Here is a 22,560-nt window from a genome sequence, read left to right as displayed (position 1 = left end):
GACCTTCGGCCGGAAATATCAGGGAACGGGGTCGGGCCCGAACCCGCCCCAGGGATGGCACCGCCCGATCCGCTTGATCGCCAGCCACCCGCCCTTGAGCGGCCCATAGCGGCGAAGCGCAGTGATTGCATAGGCGGAACATGATGGCTGGTATCTGCACGTGGGCGGCATCATCGCCGACGGACCGATCTGCCAGAGGCGAACTAGGCCGATGAGCAGCCGCGTGGCCAAGCGTCGGATCATCGCGCGACCTTTGCCAGGGCCCTGGTCAGATCCAGCTTCAGTAGCGCGAAATCGCGAGTAATGGCGTCGCTTCGCCCGATCAGGACATGGTCGGCGCCCCGCACGCCGCTCGTCGGCAGAACGTCGCGAGCAAGCGCGCGAAAACGCCGCTTGATGCGATTGCGCACCACGGCGTTGCCGATCTTCTTGGTCACCGTATAGCCGACCCGCATCATCGGGTCGCCGTCGCCGCGCGGGTTCACCAGCAGGACGAACCCTGGCATCGGCGCGCGCTTGCCCGAATTGGCTGCGAGGAAATCGCGACGCTTGGTGAGCGTGGTCAGGGGAGCAGAAACGAGACCAGCCCGCGCTCCATGCGGAGGCGGGCCGACATCGTCACCTTGTAAAAGCGAGTCGGGACTTACGCCGACAGCTTCTTGCGGCCGCGGTTGCGGCGCGCACGGATCACGTTGCGTCCGCCCACCGTCGCCATCCGCGCGCGGAAGCCGTGCCGGCGCGCCCGCACCAGGTTGCTCGGCTGAAAAGTCCGCTTCATCGCTCATTCCCTGATCGTCTGAATTGAAAAGGGCCGCCACGCGGACGGCCTTGATGGTGGCGCGCATACGCAAGCTTGCCGGCGAAGTCAACGCGAGGGGAGGCATGCGATCCACTTGTCGGCGGATGTGGGACCGGTGTGTTGCCTGCGCAAGACGCTGTGGTCGTTGCAATGTAGGAATTCGCGTGAGATTTGTCGCCTCATCGTCGGGAGCATGCCAGGGTCGTTCCTCTGACGTCATGGTCAGTGCGAACATTGGGAACATTCGATAGAGGGATCGCTGTTCCAAACCCGGCGCAAGCTGTTAGGAATTGCCGGAAGCGGGGGGCTGAATGGCGACATTGGTGGCGACGGTCGCGTATCTGGGGCTGGAGGCGCGCAGCGTCGAGGTTCAGGTGCAGCTGATCGCCGGGTTGCCGAGCTTCACGATCGTCGGACTGGCCGACAAGGCGGTGGCCGAGAGCCGTGAGCGCGTGCGTGGTGCGATCGCGGCGATGGGGCTGTCGCTCCCGCCCAAGCGAATCGTCGTCAACCTGTCGCCCGCCGATCTGCCCAAGGAGGGCACCCATTTCGACTTGCCGATCGCGCTGGCGTTGCTCGGCGCGATGGGCGTGGTCGATGCCGAAACGCTGAGCGAGTTCGTCGTGGTCGGCGAACTCGGGCTCGACGCGCGGATCGCCTCCTCGCCGGGGGTGCTGCTCGCAGCGCTCCACGCCGCGGAAGAAGGCAAGGGGCTGGTCTGCCCGGCGGCGCAAGGCGCCGAAGCGGCTTGGGCGGGATCGGTGCAGGTCGTCGCCGCGCCCGACCTGATCTCGCTGCTCAACCATCTCAAGGGCAACCAGCTGCTCGGTGCGCCCGCGCCCGGCGAGGCGGACGCGCCGGGGTTCGGCCCCGATCTCAAGCAAGTCAAAGGTCAGGAAACGGCCAAGCGCGCGCTCGAGATCGCAGCCGCCGGCGCGCACAATCTGGTAATGGTCGGGCCGCCGGGCGCGGGCAAGTCGCTGATGGCGGCGTGCCTGCCGGGTATCCTGCCGCCGCTGGACGCCGCCGAAGCGCTCGAAGTGTCGATGGTGCAATCGGTTGCGGGGACGCTGGTGGGCGGGCGGATCACGCGGACCCGCCCGTACCGCGCGCCGCATCATTCGGCGTCGATGGCGGCACTGGTCGGCGGCGGGCTTCGGGTGCGGCCGGGTGAGGTCAGCATGGCGCATCTCGGCGTGTTGTTCCTCGACGAGCTGCCCGAGTTCCAGCGCGCGGTGCTCGATTCGCTGCGCCAGCCGCTCGAAACGGGAACGGTCAGCGTCGCGCGCGCCAATGCCCACGTCACCTTCCCGGCGCGGGTGCAGCTCGTGGCCGCCATGAATCCGTGCCGGTGCGGACATCTGGGGGATGCCGCGCTCGCCTGCGCCAGAGCGCCCAAATGCGCGGCGGACTATCAGGCCAAGGTCTCGGGTCCCCTGCTCGATCGCATCGATCTGCACGTCGAAGTGCAGGCGGTCAGCGCCGCTGACCTGGTCCTGCCGCCGCCCGCAGAGGGATCGGCCGAGGTGGCCGCGCGGGTAGCGGCGGCGCGCGCAGTGCAGACCGAACGCTATACCGGGCATGCGGCGCGGACCAACGCGGAGATCGATGGCGATCTGCTCGAGGCGGTGGCGACGCCCGACGACCCCGGCCGCACGTTGCTGGCACAGGCATCGGAAGCGATGCGGCTTTCGGCGCGCGGCTATACCCGCATCCTCCGCGTCGCGCGCACGATCGCCGACCTGGCCGGATCGGAAAGGGTCGGGCGAGTCCATGTCGCCGAGGCGCTCAGCTATCGCCGGCGCGCGCCGAACAATTGAGGGACGCGGTTCGTTTCGCGACCAGTTGTAATCGCCGGACGAAGGAATAGGCTGTCGCCGCGACTCGGGGGAGGCGGCATCTGCCAATAAACATATTTCGCCGGCGCGCGTGTGCCGATGCCGAGTTCAACAAAGGGGAGAGCTGAAATGGAATGGATGTTCATGCCGCTGAAGCGGTACGCGGAGTTTAGCGGGCGTTCGCGCCGCATGGAATATTGGATGTGGGTGCTGTTCGTCTGCATCGTCTACGTCGTGCTCAGCCTACTCGATTCGGCACTGGGTTTGGGCGGCAAATCGACTGCAACGCAGAACCTGTCCCCAAATGGCGTATCGTATAATTACGGCATTCACGGAGGCATCCTGACCGGCCTCTTCGCGCTTGCAACCTTGATCCCCAACATCGCCGTGGCGGTGCGGCGGCTGCACGATACAAATCGCACGGGCTGGTGGCTGCTGCTGCCGTTGGTGCCGGTGATCGTCGGGGTCGTGATGATGATGATGGGCGCGATGTCGCTGTCGCTCAGCATGGTCGGGCTGGGTTCGATGATCATGATGCTGGGTGGGCTGCTCGGGATCGTGCTGATCGTGTTCTACTGCCTTCCGGGAACGCCGGGTCCCAACAAATACGGTCCCGATCCGCTCGGTGGCGGCGCCAATCTGAACGAGACCTTCGCATAGCGGCGTTGTGCGGCTTGCCCGGACGAATCTGCTCGTCTAGGCAAGCCGCCTTCGCACTGGCGGGTGTGGTGGAACTGGTAGACGCGCCGGACTCAAAATCCGGTTCCGCAAGGAGTGTGGGTTCGATTCCCACCACCCGCACCAGTGTTCAGGATCGGCGGATGCGCGGGGCGCATCAAACCGCCTGAGCACTCCCGAGCGGAGCGATCAGCGTTCAGAATCTCTCCGCGATCAGTCCGGCATAGCCGCCGAACCGCCAGCCCTCGACCACGCCGCCCGTCTCCACCGCCCGCCAGTGCGCCGGGTGTGCGGGCAGCCACTCGGCCGGCTCGGCGGCCAGGTTGAAGACGCACAGCAACGTCTCGTCGCCGGCCGATCGCTCGAACGCGAGCAGGCTGTCGGTCGCGGTCAGCATCGTCACGTCGCCGACCCTCAGCGCTTCGCTGGCTTGGCGAAACGCGATCAGCCGGCGCGTCAGGTTGAGCAGGGAGTGCGGATCGCCGTTCTGCCGATCGACCGCGAGCGCGAGATGATCCTCTCCGATCGGCAACCAGGGCGGCGCAGTGCTGAACCCGGCGTGGCAGCCGGGGTCGCCGCGCCACGGCATCGGCGTCCGCGCGCCGTCGCGCGACAGCGTCAGCGGCCAATTGGCGATCGCCTCCGGGTCGCGCAGCGCTTCGAACGGAATGTCGACCTGAGTCAGGCCGAGTTCCTCCCCCTGGTAGAGGAACAGATTGCCGCGCAGGCACATCAGCAGCAGCAGCTTCAGCCGAGCGAACGCCGCACGATGTTGGGGTTCAGCCCAGCGCGAGATCGCGCGCGCGGCGTCGTGATTCTCGAACGCCCAGCTCGGCCAGCCGGCACCGGGTTCGTCGGGCCACTCGGCGAGCGCGTCGCGGACCAGCGCGGGGGTGAGGGGCTTGGCGTAGAGGAAGTTGAAGCCATACGCCGAATGGAGCCGCCGCGTGCCCGCCGTGAAGGCATGCATTTCGGGCTCGGGATGGCGGCCCCCCACTTCGGCAACGGTGAAGGTCGCGCCATAGCGATCGGTCAGCGCGCGCAGCCGCTCGAGGAAGGGCAGGATGTCGGGGTGGCTCTGGTTGTGGAGATGCAGCTGGAAATCGAACGGCCGCGACCGCTTGCCGGCTGGCGCAGGCGGATTGTCGGTCAGTGCGGGGTCGTGCATCGCGAAGTTGATCGCATCGAGCCGGAAACCGTCGACCCCGCGGTCGAGCCAAAACTGCGCCACAGCCATCAGGGCATCCTGCACCGCCGGATGGCGGACGTTGAGCTGCGGCTGCTCGGGCAGGAAATTGTGCATATAATATTGGCCGCGGCGCGCGTCCCACGTCCAGGCGGGCCCGCCGAATACGGCTTGCCAATTGTTGGGCGGCGAACCCTCGGGCTTGGCATCGGCCCAGACGTACCAATCGGCGTGGGGATTGGTCCGGTCGGTACGACTTGCCTGGAACCAGGGATGCCGGTCGCTGCTATGCGCGTAGACCTGGTCGATCAGTACCTTGAGGCGGAGCTCATGCGCGCGCCCGACCAGCGCGTCGAAATCGGCGAGCGTGCCGAAGATCGGATCGACATCGCGATAATCGGCGACGTCGTACCCGAAATCGGCCATCGGCGAGGTGAAGAAGGGCGACAGCCAGATGCCGTCGAGGCCAAGCGAGGCGACGTGGTCGAGACGCTGGATGATGCCGGGCAAGTCGCCGATGCCGTCGCCGTTCGAGTCGGCGAAGCTGCGCGGGTAGATCTGGTAGATGATCGCGCCGCGCCACCATTCTCTCGTGGAGGTGGCAGGAGCGGGCGCCGTCATGTTCAGCGCGGCAGCGTGATCGTCGCGGCGAGCCCGCCCTCGGCGCGGTTGGCCAGCGTGATGTCGCCGCCAGCCTCGCGCACGATGGCGCGGGCGAGCGCCAGCCCCAAGCCGATCCCGCCCGTTTCACGGTTGCGCGATCCTTCGAGCCGGGTGAACGCTTCGAACACTTCACCAATCCGTTCCGCCGGAATGCCCGGCCCATTATCACACACCGTGATTTCGACCGAGTGGGCGCCGGGCCGCAGAAACACTTCCGCGCCGCCGCCATATTTCACCGCATTCTCGATGAGATTGCGCACCGCGCGGCGCATCAGCGATGGTCGCAGGCGCATCTTGAGGCGCTCCACTTCGGCGAACTCCACCGGCTTGCCGAGGTCGCGAAAATCCTCGACCACGGCGTCGACCAACGCCGCCAGATCGACTTCGGTGAGACCCTCGCTGGGTCGCCCGAGCCGCGCCAGCGACAGGATGTCGTCGAGCGTCCCGCTCATTTCGTCGATCGTGTCCGCCATCTTCAGCCGATCGTCGTCGTCCTCGACCGATTCGATCCTGACGCGAAGGGCCGCCAGCGGGGTGCGCAGATCGTGGCCGATCGCGCCAAGCATGCGGTCCTTTTCGTTGAGCATCGCGGTCGCGCGGGTGCGCAATTGGTTGAACGCCGCGATCAGCGTGCGAACGTCGTGCGGGCCGCTTTCCTCGATTGCGCCGTCGGCCTCGCCGGGATGGTAACGCTTCGCGGCATTGGCGAGCATGTGCAGCGGCCGCGCTATTCGCCGCGTCGCCCACAGGACGGGCAGCAGAACGATCGCATAGAGGACGAGCGTCTGCCCGATCAGCGCCCACAGGATCGGCCAGTCCGAATCGTGCCACGACTGGCTCGTCAGCCACCAGCCGGTGCCCGGCTGTTCGACCGCGATGAGCAATTCGCCGCCAGCCTGGCGCAAACGTTGCGCGCGCAAATGGGAGACTCGTTCGAGCCGCGGGTCGTCGGGACGCACCGAGCGGATTCCCGTGACGATCTGACCGACCGGAATCCCCGCGTCGGTCAGTATGCGGCGCAGGCCGCTTTCGACATCCGGGCGGCGGCGCAGGCCGCTAGGCATCAAATTGGCCGGCCATGGACGCGGGCGAAAGCCGTCCCATGGTGAATCGTCGAACCGCGGCGGCGGCGGGAAATCGGGCGCACGGTTGGTCCTTGGCCCTTGCCCGGCGTCGATGATCCGCGAGGACACCGGGCCGACGACTTGCTCGAGGCGGAACGCCTGGCGATCGCGCAGCGTGAACCCGAAATTGATCGCCTGCGCCACGAATAGCGCCATCGCGACCAGCACCGCCATCTGCCCCGGCAGGTTGCGCGGCCAAAGCCTCAATGCCGGGCCCTCACAGGCGAGTCACCTCAGCCGCCAGCGTGTAGCCGCCGCCCCAGACGGTCTTGATCAGCTCGGGATTCTTGGGATCGGCCTCGATCTTGCGGCGCAAGCGGCTGACCTGATTGTCGATCGCGCGGTCGAACGCCATCGCCTCGCGGCCCTGCGTCAGGTCGAGCAACTGGTCGCGCGTCAGCACCTGACGCGGGCGCAGAACGAGCGCGAGGAGCAAATTATATTCGCCGGTCGACAGCGGCACCGACACGCCCTCGCGGTCGACCAGTGCGCGCTCGCCGCTCTTGAGCACCCAGCCGCCGAACGCATACGATCCGCTCTCTGGCGCGTGCTGCCGCGTCCCGCCGGTGGTGGCGCGGCGCAGGATGACCTTGGCACGCGTGGCGAGCTCACGTGGGCTGAACGGCTTCACGACATAGTCGTCGGCGCCCATTTCCAGTCCGACGATCCGGTCGGTCTCCTCGCTCTTAGCGGTCAGCAGGATCACGGGAATGTCACCCGAAGCGCGGATGTGGCGGCAGAGGCTGAGCCCATCCTCGCCCGGCATCATGATGTCGAGAATGACGAGGTCGATCGCATAGGCGGTCAAACGCGCGCGCGCCGCCTCGGCATCGCCGACCTGCGTGACGCGAAAGCCTTGCTTGGTCAGATATTGCGCGAGCGGCTCGCGGATCGAGCGCTCGTCATCAACAAGCAGGATGTGGGGCATGCCGCTCATGGCGTGAGGCTTAGCACCAAATTTCCTCCCGAAAAGCCGCTTGCGTGGGCGTCAGGCGAAGGCCGGGCGGGCGAGGAGGGACGCCCGCCCGGCTGCCGGGGCAGAATGGGGATTACTGCCCGGCGTCTGGTTTGGGCGCGCCCGGGGGCGGCGGGGGCGGCATGTCGCCACCCGGTCCGCGCTCGCCACGCATGCCCATCGCGTCGCGCGCCGCCTGGCGCTCCGCCGCGTCGATCTTGCCATCCTTGTTCGCATCCATGCGGTCAAACCGGCGTAGCGCCACCGCGCGAAACTCTTCGCGGTCGATCACGCCGTCGCCATTGGCGTCCAGCCGCGCGAACATGCGGTCCGCGCTTCCCGGGGGCGGCGGCGGAGGCGGTGCGGCGCCATCGGCGGGCGGAGGTGGGGGCGGGGCCATGTCGCCCGAGCCACCCGGCCCGCGGCGCGGCTGCAGCTCGGTGCGATCGAGCTTCCCGTCGCGATTGACGTCCATCAGATCGAACCGGCGATCGGTACGCGCGATCGTGTCTTCGCGAGTCATCACACGGTCCGGATTATCGCCGGGGGCGGGCGCAGTCTGCGCCGCCAGGGGGCCGGCAGCCGCGACGGCGGCGAAACCGCTGGTCGCCAGCACGGCGGCAAGAATGAAACGGTTCATCTCATGGTCCTCGACAGAGCGAGGAGGTCCCCGCCAGCGTTGACATCTGTCGCTGCTCTGTGTCGCGGGGCGGTGTCAGTCCACGGCGAAATTGTCGCAATTTGTCGCGTGTCAGGCGAAGATCGCGACGCTCTGCATCTGCTCGGCGATGGGCTCGCCGTCCGTGTTCCAGATCCGCATCTCCTGGCTCGAACTGCCGCCTTTGGCGTAAGCGGCGTCGGCGCGGAGCAGCCACCAGCCGTCGCGGGTCGTCGGTTGCGAGCCGAGGACATTGAGCTGCCACGTCATCGAACTGCACGGGGCGGGGCCGCCGACCAGTTTGAGTGCTGCGGGAGGGAGGCAATCGGCGACGGCCATCAACTCGACCATCGGATCGAGACCCTCGCGCTCGTTGAGCCGGACCCAGCGCAGCCATTCGGCGGGCCCGACCGTTTCGTCGCGGCGGTCGAGCAACTCGAAATTTTGCGCGAAAGACACCGCGGAATTGCCCTTGAACGTCGTCGCGTCGGGTCCCGGTGGCGCGTAGTCGGGTGCCTTGCCGACCTGATAGTCGACCTTCGATTCGACCGCGCTCATGAACACGAAGGTGGCGCGCAGCCCGAGCCCCGCTTCGCTTTCGACATCGGCCTGAACGAACGCCGCGTTGCGGCCGCGGCGGAGCCGGCTCGCGCGGATGACGATATCGCCCGACAACGGGCCGATGAACGCCACCAAAGCCGATCGCAACGGCGGCAGATCCTCGTCGCTATTCTGCGCGGCATGGAGCGCGAGCGCTGCCGATAGCCCGCCATAGCTGGTCCGGCCCTGCAGCCAAGTATCGGGGATCGTCCCCCGCGAGCCGTCCTCGATCGGCTCGAGCGCGTCGATGATCGCCTTCAATCCGGGCATCAAACTTCCCCCTTGGCGAGCCGCTCGCGCAGCTCGCGCTTCAGCACCTTGCCGATCGCGCTGCGCGGCAGCTCGTCGATCGCGTGGAGCGCCGACAGCCGCTGAGTCTTGCCAAGCTGGGCATTGGTCCACGCGATGATCTCGTCGGCGCTCGCATCGACGCCAGTGTTCGGCACGTAGAACCCCACGGGCGTCTCTCCCCAAGCTTCCGACGGCACGCCGATCACGGTGCATTCCTGCACCGCCGGGTGCTGCTTCAACACCGCTTCGAGATCGACCGGATAGATATTGAACCCGCCCGATATGATCAGATCCTTCTTGCGGTCCATCAGGATGAGGAAACCGTCCTCGTCGAACCGGCCGATATCGCCGTGACGGATGAAGCGATTGCCTTGCTTGTCGTGCCACTCAGCGTCGGCGGTGGCTTGCTGGCGGCCGTGATAGCCGGTCATCATCGCCGGCGAGCGGCCGACGACTTCGCCGACTTCGCCCTGCGGCACTTCGTTGCCGTTTTCGTCGATCAACCGCATGTCATGGCCGGGCAGGGGCTGGCCGACGGTGTGGAGCTTGTCGGGATGCTCGGTGGCGTTGAGGCCAGTCGACGCGCCGCCCTCGGTCATGCCGTAAAACTCGACCAGGGCGCCGGGCCATCGCGCGAGGATGTCGGCCTTGAGCGCAGGCGAGAAGGGCGCGCTGGTCGATGTCTTGAGCTTGAACGACGACAGATCGAACGTATCGAAATCTGGCAGCGCCATGATCCGCTGATATTGCACCGGCACCAGCATCGTGTGGGTGGCGCGATGTTTCTCGGCGAGTTCGAGGAAGCGGCGCGCGTCGAACTTCTTCATCAGCACCGACGTACCGCCCCAGCCGAGCGTCGGTAGGAAGCTGACCAAGGTCGTGTTCGAATAAAGCGGAGTCGAGGTCATCGTCACCGCTTCGTCGAACCCGCTCGCCGAATTGCGGCCGATATGCGCCCAGCGCATCTTGTGGCTCTGGACGATGCCCTTCGGCGTGCCGGTAGTGCCCGACGAATAGATGATGTTGAACCCGTGCTCGAGCGCGATCGTCACGGGCTGGGACCTGGCGCCTTCGGGCGCGAGCCATGCCTGGAACTCCTCGGTATCGAGCCGGACCTGCTTCGCCGCGATCGGCTGCCCGGCGATGGCCGCGGCATTCTCCCCGTCGACGAACACGATCGGCGCACCGCAATCGGCGATCATCACGGCGAGCGACTCCGGCGTCGACGAAGGCGCGAGCGGCGCAGCGACGCACCCGGCGCGGAGCGCACCCATGAACAGGGCGGCATATTCGATCGACGCCGCGGCGATGATCGCGACCGATTGGCCTTGTGCCACGCCATCGCGTTGCAGCGCGGCGGCGATCCGGTCCATCAACGCGTCGAGTTCGGCATAGGTCAGCGTCGCGCGCTCGTCGGCGACCGCCACCCTGCCGCCGCGTTCGCGGCCATGTTCGCGCAAGATGTCAGGGAGGGTGGCGAAGTCGCTGGTCAGCAAATCGGCGGCGCTCATCCACGATCCGCTAGGCGAAGCGTTTCGCGAATGCCATACGCGAAATTCGAAAAAGCCAATCGAGGGGATCCGATGCTGTTCTACAACGCCCCCAACGCGCCAAACCCGCGCCGCGTGCGTATCTTCCTTGCGGAGAAGGGCGTCGAGGTGCCGATGACCGACATTTCGATCATGACCGGCGAGTTGCAGTCGGAAGCGTTCCTCGCGGTCAATCCGCTGGGGCAGGTGCCGGCATTGAAGCTCGACGACGGCGAGGTGCTGACCGAGACGGTGGCGATCTGCCGCTATTTCGAGGCGCTGCATCCCGAGCCGCCGCTGTTCGGCACCGATCCGCTCGAGATCGCGCGGATCGACATGTGGACCAGGCGCGCAGAGCTGCGCCTGGGCATGCCGATAGGGATGATCTGGGTTCACACGCATCCGATCACCGCGCAGTTCCTGACGCAATATACCGACTTCGGCGAGAGCAATCGGCCGCGCGCCGCGGAGGCGATGCGGTTCCTCGATCGCCATCTCTCGGATCGCGAGTTCCTGGCGTCCGAGCGGTACACAATGGCGGATATCGCGCTGCTGACGATCATCGACTTCGCCGCGTTCATCGACGTGCCGATCCCCGTGGAGCTGCCTAATCTCAAGGCGTGGCACGCGCGAGTCTCTGCCCGCCCGAGCGCGCAGGCATGAGCGCGACCATGGAGGGCCGCGTCGCGATCGTCACCGGCGGCGGCACGGGGATCGGCGCGAGCGTGGTGAAGATGCTGGCGCAGCGCGGCGTGCGCTGTGTGGTCAATTACGCATCGAGCAAGGACGACGCGGAAGCCGTCGCGGCCGGGGCGGGCAATGGCTCGATCGCGGTGCAGGCGGACATCGTCCAGGACGCGGCGTGCCGGGCGCTGGCCCAGGCCGCGGCCGACGCGTTCGGGCGGATCGACTTCCTGGTCAACAATGCCGGGCGCACCAAGTTCGCCAATCATGAGGATCTCGACGCCCTCGACGCCGAGGATTTCGTCGACATCTACCGCCTCAACACGATCGCCGCGTTCCAGATGGTGCGCGCCTGCGCCCCGGCGATGCGCGAGCAGGATGCATCGTCGGTGGTCAACGTCGCCAGTGTTGCCGGCATGTTCGGTATGGGATCGTCGGTCGCCTATGCCGCGTCGAAGGGCGCGCTGATCACGATGACCAGGAGTCTGGCGCGAGTGCTGGCGCCGGCGATCCGGGTCAACGCGGTGGCACCGGGCTATGTCGGCACCGGCTGGTTCGAGAAGCGGCTGGGCGCGGAAGGGTTCGAGAAGCTCAACCAGAATATCGCCGGCCGTGTGCCGATGGGGTTCGCCACCGGGCCGGACGACGTTGCCGGCCCGATCGTCCACTTGCTCGATCCGCTGAGCCGAGCGATCACCGGCGAAGTCACGCTGATCGACGCCGGCGGGCATCTCGACATGGCGCTGACGCGGCGGCCGGGTAAAGAGAGTTAGGATACCGTCTCTTCTGACGCCTCCCCGGCGGAAGCCGGGGTCCAGTTGGGCGGCATTGATATCGAAGCGCTACGCCAACCAAACAAGCTCTCCCACCTGGGCCCCGGCTTTCGCCGGGGAGGCGCTGTTGGTTGGTCAGGCGGAAGCGCTCTCCGCTTTGGCGGGGATGCGATCGAGCACCTTCCACACGATGATCGCGAACGCCACCGTCACCAGCACCGCCGCGAGCAGGAAGTTCGCGCCCGGAAAGCCGTGGTCGACGCCTGTCGCGAGCGCTTGCGTCAGCAGCAGCGGCCCGATGATCGACGACACGCTGCCCATGCTGCCGATCCCGCCTTGCAGCGCGCCCTGATGCTTGGCGTCGACCATCCGCGACAAGAGGCCGTTGAACGACGGAAACACGAACCCCTGAAACGCGCTAACCGCCATCAGCACATAGGCCTGCCACCCCGCGGTGACGAACGCGAACAGGTAGAAGGCGAGCCCGGCCGAGCACATCCCCGTCAGCATCGCGCGCCGCTCGCCGAAGCGCTTGATGAAGGGGCCGGTCAGGCCGCCCTGGACGCAAGCCATGATCACCCCGACGAACGCGAGGCTCCAGCCGATCGCCTTGGCATCCCAGCCGAACCGGATCGCCGCCCAGAACGACCAGGTCGCCGGATAGACCATGTGCGCGAGCTGCCAGACGAACCAAGCCACGAGTAGCGGCGCGGCGTTGCCCGCGTGGAACAGCGGCCGAAACGCGCCGATGATGTGCGAATCGCGCAAGCGGAACGGCCGGCGGTTTTCCTGGCCGAGCGTCTCCGGCATGAACAGGAACATCATCACTGCGTTGGCCAGCGCCAGCGCGGCGGCGGCGATGAACGGCGCGCGCGACCCGAACTGCGCGAGCAGTCCGCCGATCGCCGGCCCGATGACGAACCCGATCCCGAACGCCGCACCGATAAAGGCAAAGGTCGCGCCGCGTTTCTCCGGCGGCGTCACGTCGGCGATCACCGATCCCGCCGGGCCGTACACCGCGCCAGCCGCGCCGGCGATCGCCCGACCGAGGAACAGCCAGCCGAGCGTCGGCGACCACGCCATCAGCACATAGTCGACGCCGAAGCACAGCATCGAGGTCATCAAGACCGGGCGCCGCCCGAAGCGATCGCTGAGATTGCCGAGCACGGGCCCGGCAAAAAATTGCATCACAGAGAACACGACCAGCATGTACCCGGCGACGCGCGTGGCCTGTTCGAGATCGATATGCCCGAGCTGCGTGATCAGCCGCGGGAAGATCGGCATGATGATGCCGAACCCGATCGTGTCGATCAGCACTGCGGCGAGCGCGATCGGCACCGCGCGGTTATCGAATCGTATCATGAGCTATCCCCCGCCCGATCATCCGAAGGTCACGAAAGTCACGCCACGTACGCGAGCGAAATACGACCAACCGAGTGGGGCCGGACAATCACCACCTGGGCATCGTCTCACAAACCTACGCGGGTAGGAAAATGAAAAGTGAAGTGGCGCGGTGGCAAGCCCCGTCAGCCGCGCCGCTTGTCACCGTTCTTGAGCGCCTCGCGCTGGCTGAGACCGCTCAGCCGATGGGCATTGGCGGCGACGTAGCGGGCGACTTCCTGTGGATCGATCCAGGCGTATTGGCGGAGCGCCCAGCCGATCGCCTTGCGCAGGAAGAACTCGCTCGATCCGATCGACGGCTCGATGCAGGCGTAGAGGAGATCGAGATCGATCTCGCGCTTGGCGGGGATCTGGCAGAGGATGGCGCTGCGGCGTTTCCACATGTCGGCGTCGGTCGACCATTGGAGCATCGCCGCCCGCATTGCTGCACGGTCGTTCTCCAAGATCGCCCACAGCCGATGCGTCGCGATCTCGTCGACATAGTCCCACCACGCGCCACCCACGATCATCTCCTCGTACATCGGCAGCGCGTCGATCGTGTGGAAACGGCGTGCCGATTTGAGCGCGGCCAGCTCGAGCGCGGCATAGCGTTCCTCGCGAAACTCCGCGCCGCGCCAAAGCGCCAGCACGTCGGCTTCCCACGCCGCGCGGTCCGGCCAGTCGATCCCCGCGAACACCGCCTTCAGCGCAGCTCGCCGCGGAACCGTGGAGACGCCGAGATAGGGCATCGCCGATTTCATATACGCCGCCATCGCCGGGGCGTGTTCGGGCTCGGCGACCGCCTCCAGCGCAGCACGGACGCGAGCAGTCAGGGGCTTTTCGGGGATGCGCGAATGTGTCACATCTCGACCATACCCGATATTCAGATTCGGTGAAGAGGGAGAGGTTTTTCATGGCGACCGCCGCCGAAATCGATCGTCCGGGCGATGCGCTCGACGATTTCCGCGCAGAGGTGCGCGACTGGCTCTCGGCCAACTTCCCGCCGTCGCTCAAGGGCAAGGGCAATGCGCTTGCCAGCGTCGAGGGCCCGACCAGCGAAACCCCCGAAATGACAGCGTGGCGCGAGGCGATGGGCGAAAAGGGGTGGGGCGTGCCAACCTGGCCGAGGGAATATGGCGGCGGCGGGCTGAGCAAGGCGCAGGCGCGCGTGCTGAGCGACGAAATGGCGCGAGTCGGTGCGTGGAACCCGATCGGCGGGATGGGCGTGATGATGTTCGGGCCGACCTTGCTCGAATATGGCTCCGAGGAGCAGAAGCGCGAGCATATTCCCGCAATCGCCAAGGGCGAAATCCGCTGGTGCCAGGGGTATTCGGAACCCAATGCCGGCTCCGATCTCGCGAACTTGCAGACCTTCGCCGAGGATGCGGGCGACCATTATGTCGTCAACGGCCAGAAGACCTGGACCTCGGGCGGGCAATGGGCGGACAAATGCTTCTGCCTGGTGCGCACCGACAAGTCGGACAAGCACAAGGGCATCAGCTTCCTGCTGATCGACATGACCGCGCCCGGCGTGGAGGTGAAGCCGATCAAGATGATCAGCGGCATGTCGCCGTTCTGCGAGACGTTCTTCACCGACGTGAAGGTGCCCAAGGAAAACCTCGTCGGCCAGGAAGGGCAGGGCTGGACGATTGGCAAGCGCCTGCTCCAGCACGAGCGGACCAATTTGTCGGGCGGCGGATCGCGGTTGCAAATGTCGGGGCCGAGCCTGGCTGATCTCGCCAAGACGTTCGTCGGCGCCGACGACGACGGTCGCATCGCCGACCGCGACCTGCGCGCGCGGATTGCGAAGTGGGAAATGGACTGGCGCACGTTCCAGCTCACCGCGATGCGCGTGATGGCCGAATCCAAGGCGGTCGGCGGGGTCAGCGAAGTGTCGTCGATCCTCAAGACCGTCGGCACCAAGCTCGGCCAGGAACGCGCCGAACTGATCATCGAGATCGAGGGCCTGCAAGGGCTCGGCTGGGAAGGCGAGGGCTTCTCCGCCGACGAGCTCCACCAGGTCCGCGCCTGGCTCTTCGGCAAGGCGACGACGATCTATGGCGGGTCGACCGAGGTGCAGAACAACATCATCGCCAAGCGGATCCTGGGGATGCTGGATCACCAGTGAATGACCGTCGCCCCGGCGCAGGCCGGGGCCGCTGGCCGCATGGTCAGCCATTCGCAACTTAGCGGCCCCGGACTTCGCCGGGGCGACGAGGAAAGACAGATGGCCGTACTCAGCGAAGAACAGACGATGCTGCGCGACATGGCGCGCGAGTGGACGTCGAACGAAAGCCCGGTGATCGCGTGGCGCAAGGTGCGCGACGCCGATAGTCCGACCGGCTTCGATCCCGCCGCCTATCGCGAAATGGCGCAGATGGGTTGGGCGGGGATCGTCATTCCGGAAAGCTATGGCGGGTCCGATTTCGGCTGGCTCAGTCTGGGGCTGGTGGTCGAGGAACTCGGCAAGACGCTGACCGCCAGCCCGCTTGCGGCCTCGGCCGCTGCCGCGTCAGCGATCGTGCTCGGCGGGAGCGATGCGCAAAAGGAACAGTGGCTGCCGCGGATCGCGTCGGGCGAGCTGGTCGCGACGCTCGCGGTTGACGAAGGCCCCCGCCATGACCCTGCCGACCTCAAGACGAGCATGTCGGGCGGCAAGCTGAGCGGTACTAAGGCATTCGTCGCCGAGGGCGATGCCGCCGGGTTGTTCGTCGTCGCCGCGGCCGATGGGCTGTACCTGGTCGACGGCGAAGCCGCGGGCGCGTCGCGGTCGCGGCGCAAGCTGACCGACTTCCGCAGCCATGCCGAAGTGCGCTTCGACGGCGTGGACGCCGATAAGCTGTCGGGCGGCGGCGACGCGTTGCTCGACCAGGTGCTCGACCGCGCGCGCGTGCTCGCCGCGGCGGAGATGCTCGGCATGGCGGGGCAGGGGTTCGAGACGACGCTCGCCTATCTCAAGCAACGCGTCCAGTTCGGCCAGGTGCTCGCCACCTTCCAGGCGCTTCAGCACCGCATGGCGAACCTGTTCAGCGACATCGAGCTGATGCGCTCGGCGGTCGAGAACGGGCTGTCCGCGATCGACCGCGGCGGCGACACGCGCCAAGCGGCGTTGCTCGCCAAGACCAAGGCGAACGAGGTCGGGCATTTGATGAGCCGCGAGATGATCCAGCTCCATGGCGGGATCGGCATGACCGACGAATATGACGCCGGTTTCTACCTCAAGCGAATGCGCGTGCTCGAGGCGATGTGGGGCAACACCGCGTATCTGCGGAATCGCTTCGCGACGCTCAACGGCTACTGATCGCCGCTACCGCATTGCTGTCCTTTTAAGATTTCCGGTATCGGGTTTGGGCTGATTCGGACCCATGAGGGTATGACATTTCCGCCGCGCACCGAGACGGATAGCAATTTGCAACTCGAAGAACCCTTGACGTAGCGTCAATCCCATGTGCCTATTCGATTTCTGGGTATGGTGCCGGCAAGTGCACTGACTCAATGGGGAGAGGTACATGACCAAGACAAGGTTGCTTTGCGCCTGCGCGATGTCGGCAATCGCCGTGATCGCTGCCGCACCTGCTCATGCTCAGCTGGCTGCAAACAGCGCAGCTGATCCGCAAGATACGCCCGATCAAACGCGCGACATCGTCATCACCGGTTCGATCATCCGCGGCACGCCGGAGGACGCGGCGTTGCCGGTCAACGTGATCACCTCGGACGATCTGACGAAACAGGGCTCGCCCTCGGCGGTCGAATTGCTCAAGGCGCTGCCGACGTCGAGCGGTGTGCTGGGCGATTCGAACCAGTTCGACAGCCGCAGCCAGGGCGCCGAAGGCATCGCCACCGCCAACCTTCGCGGGCTTGGCCCCCAGCGCACGCTGGTGCTGCTCAACAACCGGCGTCTCGTCACGGCCGGCAATGGCGTGCCGTCGGTCGACATCAACCTGATCCCGGCAGCGGCGATCGGACGGATCGAAGTGCTCAAGGACGGTGCGGCGGCGACCTATGGTTCCGACGCGATCGCGGGCGTCGTCAATTTCATCACCCGCACCGACCAGAACGGCTTCCGCGCGGCGGGCAGCTATAAATTCGTCAGTGGTTCCGACGGCGACATCGATGCGTCGCTCAGCTATGGCCACACCGCCGATACGTGGCGTTTCCTGGCGGCGGTCAGCTTTTCCAAGCGCGGCGAGCTGTCGGTTCGGGACCGGCCGTACCTGACCAAGCCTTACCCGCAAAATCCGCAAGGCGGGTATACCGGCGGCGGCAACCCCTCCACCTTTCTGGGTCTCGCTGCGTCCGGCGCGCCGACCACCGGGCTGATGGCGGACACGAGTTGCGCGCCGCTGGGCGGCTATGTCGGCGCCAACGGCCGCTGCTACAACCAATATACCAAGTTCGATGATCTCGCCGACCTCGAAAAGCGCGGCACCGCGTTCGTCGATTTCGAGGCCGACCTGACCAGTTCGATGAAGTTCGAGGTCACCGCGTTGTACGGGCGCAGCACCGTGCCGCATTATCTGACGACGCCGTCCTATCTCTTGACCCAGACGCCTTCGATCATCGCGCTCGGGGGGACCAACCCGACACCGTTCGTTCCCGGCTTTTATGTGCCGGGCAACAACCCCGGCTTCATCGCCTATCGCGCGGCGAACCCGACGTTGTTCCCGGCGACGACGACGGGTGCGGTGTTCCCGCTACTCTTGTTCCGGCCTTATCTTGCCGGCGGCAACCCAGCGACTCTCAACGATCCCGACGAGCCGGGATCGGCGCGCGGCATGCGCAAGTCGGAGTCGACGCGTTTCACGGCAGAATTGTCAGGCAAGATCGGCAGCGGCATCGACTGGAACGTGTCGGGCACCTACCACGATTATTACCGCTACATCGACGGCTATGACGAGTTCGGCGATCGCGTGGAGTTGGCGTTGCGCGGCCTCGGCGGCCCCAACTGCAACTATCTCACGGGTACGCCCGGTGTTGGCGGGTGCATGTATCTCAACCCGTTCGGCAACGCGGTCACCGCCGGCGCCGTAAACGGCACGACCAATCCGCAAGGAAATCCCGCGCTGGCCAACAACGCGGATCTCGCCAACTGGATCTTCGTCAAAGGCACGACCCAGGTCGAATCGCAATTGTTCGTGGCGGATGCCTCGTTGAGCGGTAGCACGGGGCTCAAGCTGCCGGGCGGCGCGATCCAGTTCGGCGTCGGCGCGCAATATCGCTACAACAAGTTCAGCACGGTTTACGGTTCGAACAACAATATTCTCACCGAGCCATGCCGCGATTCGTCGATTACCGGCAACACCAACGCGGCGGCTTGCGCGCCGACCGCTTCGCCCGTCGGGCCGCCCAGCGCACCCAACGGAGCGTTCGGATTCCTCGGGACGGGGCGTAACGCCTACCAGCGCGGCGGGGTCTACGCTCTCTACGGCGAACTCCAGCTGCCGGTGTTCGACGCGCTCAACGTGCAGCTTGCCGCCCGCTATGAGGATTACGGCGGTGGCGTCGGGCACACGTTCGACCCGCAAGTCCGTGCGCGCTGGCAAGTCACCGACTGGCTGGCGATCCGTGGCGGCTTCGGCACCACCTTCCGCGCGCCGACGCTGGCGAACATCACCACCGGGTTCGTGACTGCGCTGCAGTTGATCGGGTCGACCTTCACGCCGGTCGACGTGAACGGTAATCCGGGCCTGAAACCGGAAAAGTCGAAGAATTATTCGGCCGGGTTGCTGCTCAAATTCGGCGGCTTCCACGCCAGCGTCGATTACTTCCGCTATGACCTGTCGGACGTCATCGTCGCCGATCCGCTGGCGGCAATGGTAGCGACGTTGTTCCCCGCCGGATCTCCCAACACCTGCGCGACCAACGCCGCGCTGGCGGCGCGGTTCACCTTCTCGACCGGCGCCTGCACGGCGGCGACCACGGTGGCCAACGTCTCGCGCGTCAAGACGTTCTACCAGAACGGCGCCAGCCAGAGCAATTCCGGGTTCGACTTCAGCGCCGAATATCGATCCAATCAATTCCTCGGATCGGGAATGCGATTCGGACTTGGCGTGGACGCGACCTACACGATCCACAACCGCATCAGCGCCATCTCGGTAGCGGGGGTGCCGGTCGCGGCGGCCTTCGACGGTGTCGGACTCCTCAATTATCAGTCGACGCTCTATCCGTTGCCGCAATGGAAGGGACAGGCGTTCGTGGATCTCGGCTCGGGCCCGGTCGATGCTCGCTTGACGGTCTATTATACCGACGGCCTGCACGATCAGCGTTACGATACGCGCAGCGGCCCGTTCGCGCCCGATCCATCGATCCGCAATCCCGACGGCACTATCCCGGCAACGCCGATTTCGGTGCTCACCGGCGCCGATATCAGCAACTTCGTCACCGCGGACTTCAACCTGCAGGTCAAGCTGCCGTGGAATGTCGTGCTGACCGGCACGGTGATCAACATCTTCGACGCGAAGGCGCCGTTCGCTCGCGAGGATTACAATTACGAGCCGTTCATCGGCAATCCGTTCGGGCGCGAGTTCAAGGTGGGTGCCTCGGTCAAGTTCTGATCGTGCCCGACTAAACCCTTTCGGCCCCGTCGCGCCCAATCCGGCGCGGCGGGGCCTTTGTTTTTGTGCCAGTGTAGAGAAAGGACATCCCCTCCGTGTCCGGGCCCACCGACCTTCCCGAAGTTCAGGCGACCTTCGTCGCAGAACGCCGCGCGCTCACCCTGCTGCTGCTGACGTTCGCCTATTTCTTCAGCTACATGGACCGCCAGATCCTCGCGATCCTCAATGAGGATATCGTCAAGGACCTGCATCTCGGCGACGAGCAATTGGGGCTGCTCAACGGCACGGCCTTCGCGATCTTCTATGCCGGGCTGGGCCTGCCGATCGCGTGGCTGGCCGATCGCAGCAATCGCGTGCGGATCATCGCCATCGCGCTCACGATCTGGAGCGGGTTCACCGCTCTGGGCGGTCTGGCGATGAGTTTCTGGCAGCTGCTCGGCGCGCGCATCGGCGTCGGCATCGGCGAGGCCGGGTCGAGTCCGCCGAGCCATTCGATCATCGCCGACCTCTACCCGCCCGAGAAGCGCGCGAGCGCGATGTCGATCTACTCGCTCGGCGTCGGGCTCGGTGCGGCGTTCGGCACGATCATCGGCGGCGTCGTCGCGACCTATTACGGCTGGCGAGTCGCGCTATACGTGATCGGCCTGCCGGGCTTGCTGTTGGCGGTGACGATCTGGCTGGTCGTGCCGGAGCCCAAACGCGGGCTGTCCGATGCGCAGATCGCGATGGACGAGGGATCGAAACCGACGTTCGCCGAAGGATTCGCTTCGTTGTTCTCAAACCGCGCGGCGCTCCACCTGATCGTCGGCTTCACGCTGACCTCGATGATCGGCTACGGACTGACCGCGTTCGGGCCCAGTTATATGCAGCGCTCGTTCGGCTTCACCAAGCTCGACATCGCGCTCAAGGTGGCGCCGGCGGGCGCCGTCATCGTCGGCGTCGCGGCGATCGCGAGCGGCCGGCTCGCCGACTGGTTGACTCGCCGCTACGGGCTCTACGCGCAGTCGTTGATGGTCGCCGTGCTCAAGACGTGCGGACTGCCGTTGACGATCTGCTTCTATCTGTCGACCAGCGGCAACGTCGCAATCGGCTTCTTTTTCGCATCGATCCTGTTCTCGACCGCGTATCTCGGCGTCACGTTCGCGCTGATCCAGTCCGAAGCACCGATCCGCCAGCGCGCGATGTGGGCGGCGATCACCTTGCTGGTCAACAACATGATCGGGCTGGGGCTGGGACCGCTCGCGGTGGGCGCAATCAGCGAGGCGCTTAAGCCGACCTACGGCGCCGAATCATTGCGTTATGCGATGTTCACCTTCGCCGCGATCACGCCCTGGGCGATCTTTCATTACTGGCGAGCAGGGGTTTTGCTCAAGCGCAGGGCGGCTTAACCGCCGCGGCAAAGCCGCGTCGTCGGACAGGCTGGGCGCCTGCCGGCCGCGCTGGCGCGTCTCGTCGCGAACTCAGTTCGCGTCGTGCGCGGCGGCGCGGTCATCGAACATGCCGAACGCCAGCGTCGAAGCATACATCGCCACCGCGCGGTCGCGGCTCATCGTCGAGGCCCATTTGCGCATGTCGAACGCCGCGTTCTGCAGCGCCATCAGCGATTGCGCGACGATCATCGGGTCGACCGCGCGGATCGATCCTTCGGCGGCGCCGTCGCTCAGCATCCCGGCATACCGCCGCGCGATCCGGTTCGACCGGTCGATCATCGCGGTCCGCACCGGGCGCGGCAGCCCGTTGAGCGCAGTGGTGCGGAGCAGCGGTCCCCGTTCGGTGAACTGCACGTCGAGCAAGCTGGCGATAATGCTCGACAACCGGTGCCACCAGTCGCCATCGGCCGCGCTGCCGATGCGAATCGTCTCGGTGATCGTGTCGAAGCTGCGCTTGTAGCATTCGATCACCAGATCGTCCTTGGCGTCGAGATGATGGTAGAAGCTGCCCTTGGTGACGTTGAGCTCCGACGCGATCTTCTGCACCGACGCGCCGCGATAGCCGAGCTGGTTGATCAGCCGGGTGGCCGCGCGCAGGAACGCCTCGCGGCCCGGCTCGGCCTCCTCATGCTCGATGTCGAACATCTCCGGACGCCACTCGGCGCCCGGCATCGCGATGCCATGCCGGAACATGTCCATTAGCCGCGCCTCGACGCGATCATATTGGTCGAGGTCGTAGCGCGCGATCCAGGCCGGGATCCAGAACGTGTTCTCGAGCAGCACGTGCGCGCGCGCGCCGTACAAATCCTTCAATCGCCGGTTGGCGGGCTCCTCGCCCCACAAGGTGCGCGTGCGGCGGAAGATGTCGCGCCAGCCGGCCATCAGCCGGCCGAGCATCGGCTCCTCCATCGCGCGCAGATCGCTCAAACTGGCGAGCGCGCGTTCGTCATGCTCGCGGATGCGGGCGTAGCGCGCGATGTTTAGCGAAAGGTATTTGGCGACCCGCGCGTCGGGTGTGGGCTCAAGCAGTGCCTCGTCGAGCATGTCGCCGAGGATTTCGAGCGTGTGCTCGAAACAAGCTTGCGCGAGGTCTTCCTTGCGCTTGAAATAATAGGTCACGCTCGTCGTGTTGAGCCCGACGCGGCGCGCAACATCGGCGAAGGTCATGCCCTTCGCGCTTTGCTCGTTCATTGCCTCCGATGCCGCCGCCAGGATCGCGTTGCGTTTCGCCCTGAAACGCTTTGTCCCCCCGACGTCATCCTGCTCCGCGTCTTGTATTTGCCCCATCGTCGAAGCTTAACAGCTTGGCCCGGCAGGGCTAGCGCTTTTCTGTCGCAAATACGGGCGTTTTCGAAGGCGCGAACTCGCGGTGAAAAAGCCATTCTGCGGCTTTACCGAAAACGCGGTACGGTTTAGTC

General features: G+C 66.0%; 20 protein-coding genes and 1 tRNA gene. 9 read left to right on the top strand and 12 right to left on the bottom strand.

Annotation, left to right across the window (positions count from 1 at the left end):
- Window positions 1–18 precede the first annotated feature (18 nt).
- From yidD to rpmH, 3 genes are all read right to left on the bottom strand, one after another.
- Window positions 19–231, bottom strand: a complete 213-nt coding sequence (yidD, locus tag VH326_RS09600; protein ID WP_329631735.1) for a membrane protein insertion efficiency factor YidD — start codon at window positions 229–231, stop codon at window positions 19–21.
- 8 nt (window positions 232–239) lie between these two features.
- Window positions 240–566 carry a ribonuclease P protein component gene (rnpA, locus tag VH326_RS09595; RefSeq protein WP_329631734.1) on the bottom strand — a complete coding sequence of 109 codons (327 nt, stop codon included), beginning with the start codon at window positions 564–566 and terminating at the stop codon, window positions 240–242.
- Between the two features lie 77 nt (window positions 567–643).
- Window positions 644–778 carry a 50S ribosomal protein L34 gene (rpmH, locus tag VH326_RS09590; RefSeq protein WP_066589281.1) on the bottom strand — a complete coding sequence of 45 codons (135 nt, stop codon included), beginning with the start codon at window positions 776–778 and terminating at the stop codon, window positions 644–646.
- Window positions 779–1,110: 332 nt separating this feature from the next.
- Here rpmH and VH326_RS09585 point away from each other — a divergent pair, with 332 nt between their 5' ends.
- The 3 genes from VH326_RS09585 (at window position 1,111) to VH326_RS09575 (ending at window position 3,441) form a co-directional block, all read left to right on the top strand.
- Window positions 1,111–2,619 (top strand): YifB family Mg chelatase-like AAA ATPase, encoded by a 1,509-nt coding sequence (locus VH326_RS09585; RefSeq protein ID WP_329631592.1) that lies wholly within the window; start codon window positions 1,111–1,113, stop codon window positions 2,617–2,619.
- Window positions 2,620–2,766: 147 nt separating this feature from the next.
- Entirely contained in the window at window positions 2,767–3,297 is a 531-nt protein-coding gene (locus VH326_RS09580) for a DUF805 domain-containing protein (RefSeq protein WP_329631591.1), read from the top strand.
- A 59-nt stretch (window positions 3,298–3,356) separates the two neighbouring features.
- A tRNA-Leu gene (locus VH326_RS09575) sits at window positions 3,357–3,441 on the top strand.
- A gap of 70 nt (window positions 3,442–3,511) precedes the next feature.
- Here the strand turns inward: VH326_RS09575 and VH326_RS09570 are convergent.
- The 6 genes from VH326_RS09570 to VH326_RS09545 all read right to left on the bottom strand — a co-directional run bounded on the left by VH326_RS09570 (window position 3,512) and on the right by VH326_RS09545 (window position 10,303).
- Entirely contained in the window at window positions 3,512–5,122 is a 1,611-nt protein-coding gene (locus tag VH326_RS09570) for an alpha-glucosidase family protein (protein ID WP_329631590.1), read from the bottom strand.
- A 2-nt stretch (window positions 5,123–5,124) separates the two neighbouring features.
- On the bottom strand, window positions 5,125–6,462 hold the full coding sequence (locus VH326_RS09565; RefSeq protein ID WP_329631733.1) for a HAMP domain-containing sensor histidine kinase: 1,338 nt from the start codon (window positions 6,460–6,462) through the stop codon (window positions 5,125–5,127).
- A gap of 43 nt (window positions 6,463–6,505) precedes the next feature.
- Window positions 6,506–7,225, bottom strand: coding sequence for a response regulator (locus tag VH326_RS09560; RefSeq protein WP_329631589.1), 720 nt, complete (start codon window positions 7,223–7,225; stop codon window positions 6,506–6,508).
- 112 nt (window positions 7,226–7,337) lie between these two features.
- On the bottom strand, window positions 7,338–7,883 hold the full coding sequence (locus VH326_RS09555; protein WP_329631588.1) for an EF-hand domain-containing protein: 546 nt from the start codon (window positions 7,881–7,883) through the stop codon (window positions 7,338–7,340).
- Between the two features lie 111 nt (window positions 7,884–7,994).
- Window positions 7,995–8,771, bottom strand: a complete 777-nt coding sequence (locus VH326_RS09550) for a thioesterase family protein (RefSeq protein WP_329631587.1) — start codon at window positions 8,769–8,771, stop codon at window positions 7,995–7,997.
- Window positions 8,771–10,303 (bottom strand): class I adenylate-forming enzyme family protein, encoded by a 1,533-nt coding sequence (locus VH326_RS09545; protein WP_329631586.1) that lies wholly within the window; start codon window positions 10,301–10,303, stop codon window positions 8,771–8,773. The genes VH326_RS09550 and VH326_RS09545 overlap by 1 nt, the downstream gene beginning before the upstream one ends.
- Before the next feature lie 72 nt (window positions 10,304–10,375).
- Between VH326_RS09545 and VH326_RS09540 the strand changes: the two genes are divergently transcribed.
- Window positions 10,376–10,984, top strand: coding sequence for a glutathione S-transferase family protein (locus VH326_RS09540; protein ID WP_329631585.1), 609 nt, complete (start codon window positions 10,376–10,378; stop codon window positions 10,982–10,984).
- Window positions 10,981–11,778: an SDR family oxidoreductase gene (locus VH326_RS09535; protein WP_329631584.1), complete on the top strand. Its 798-nt coding sequence runs from the start codon at window positions 10,981–10,983 to the stop codon at window positions 11,776–11,778. The genes VH326_RS09540 and VH326_RS09535 overlap by 4 nt, the downstream gene beginning before the upstream one ends.
- A 135-nt stretch (window positions 11,779–11,913) precedes the next feature.
- Here VH326_RS09535 and VH326_RS09530 read toward each other — a convergent pair whose 3' ends face one another.
- A complete protein-coding gene (locus tag VH326_RS09530; RefSeq protein WP_329631583.1) occupies window positions 11,914–13,140 on the bottom strand; it encodes an MFS transporter in 1,227 nt (408 codons plus the stop codon).
- Window positions 13,141–13,304: 164 nt separating this feature from the next.
- On the bottom strand, window positions 13,305–14,021 hold the full coding sequence (locus VH326_RS09525) for a DNA alkylation repair protein (protein ID WP_329631582.1): 717 nt from the start codon (window positions 14,019–14,021) through the stop codon (window positions 13,305–13,307).
- A gap of 50 nt (window positions 14,022–14,071) precedes the next feature.
- Here VH326_RS09525 and VH326_RS09520 point away from each other — a divergent pair, with 50 nt between their 5' ends.
- The 4 genes from VH326_RS09520 (at window position 14,072) to VH326_RS09505 (ending at window position 21,100) form a co-directional block, all read left to right on the top strand.
- Window positions 14,072–15,286 (top strand): acyl-CoA dehydrogenase family protein, encoded by a 1,215-nt coding sequence (locus VH326_RS09520; protein ID WP_329631581.1) that lies wholly within the window; start codon window positions 14,072–14,074, stop codon window positions 15,284–15,286.
- Window positions 15,287–15,385: 99 nt separating this feature from the next.
- Window positions 15,386–16,459, top strand: a complete 1,074-nt coding sequence (locus tag VH326_RS09515; RefSeq protein WP_329631732.1) for an acyl-CoA dehydrogenase family protein — start codon at window positions 15,386–15,388, stop codon at window positions 16,457–16,459.
- A gap of 208 nt (window positions 16,460–16,667) precedes the next feature.
- Entirely contained in the window at window positions 16,668–19,712 is a 3,045-nt protein-coding gene (locus VH326_RS09510; RefSeq protein WP_329631580.1) for a TonB-dependent receptor domain-containing protein, read from the top strand.
- A 95-nt stretch (window positions 19,713–19,807) separates the two neighbouring features.
- The gene (locus VH326_RS09505) at window positions 19,808–21,100 is read left to right on the top strand and encodes an MFS transporter (RefSeq protein WP_329631579.1); all 1,293 of its coding nucleotides are present in this window, start codon (window positions 19,808–19,810) and stop codon (window positions 21,098–21,100) included.
- Window positions 21,101–21,172: 72 nt separating this feature from the next.
- On the opposite strand, the gene VH326_RS09500 is transcribed toward VH326_RS09505, so the two are convergent.
- Entirely contained in the window at window positions 21,173–22,429 is a 1,257-nt protein-coding gene (locus VH326_RS09500; RefSeq protein ID WP_329631578.1) for a TetR/AcrR family transcriptional regulator, read from the bottom strand.
- Window positions 22,430–22,560 lie beyond the last annotated feature (131 nt).

The sequence above is a fragment of the Sphingomonas sp. genome, from assembly GCF_036269755.1.
In the GTDB taxonomy this organism is placed as follows: Bacteria; Pseudomonadota; Alphaproteobacteria; order Sphingomonadales; family Sphingomonadaceae; genus Sphingomonas.
This window is presented reverse-complemented; position numbering and strand designations above follow the sequence as displayed.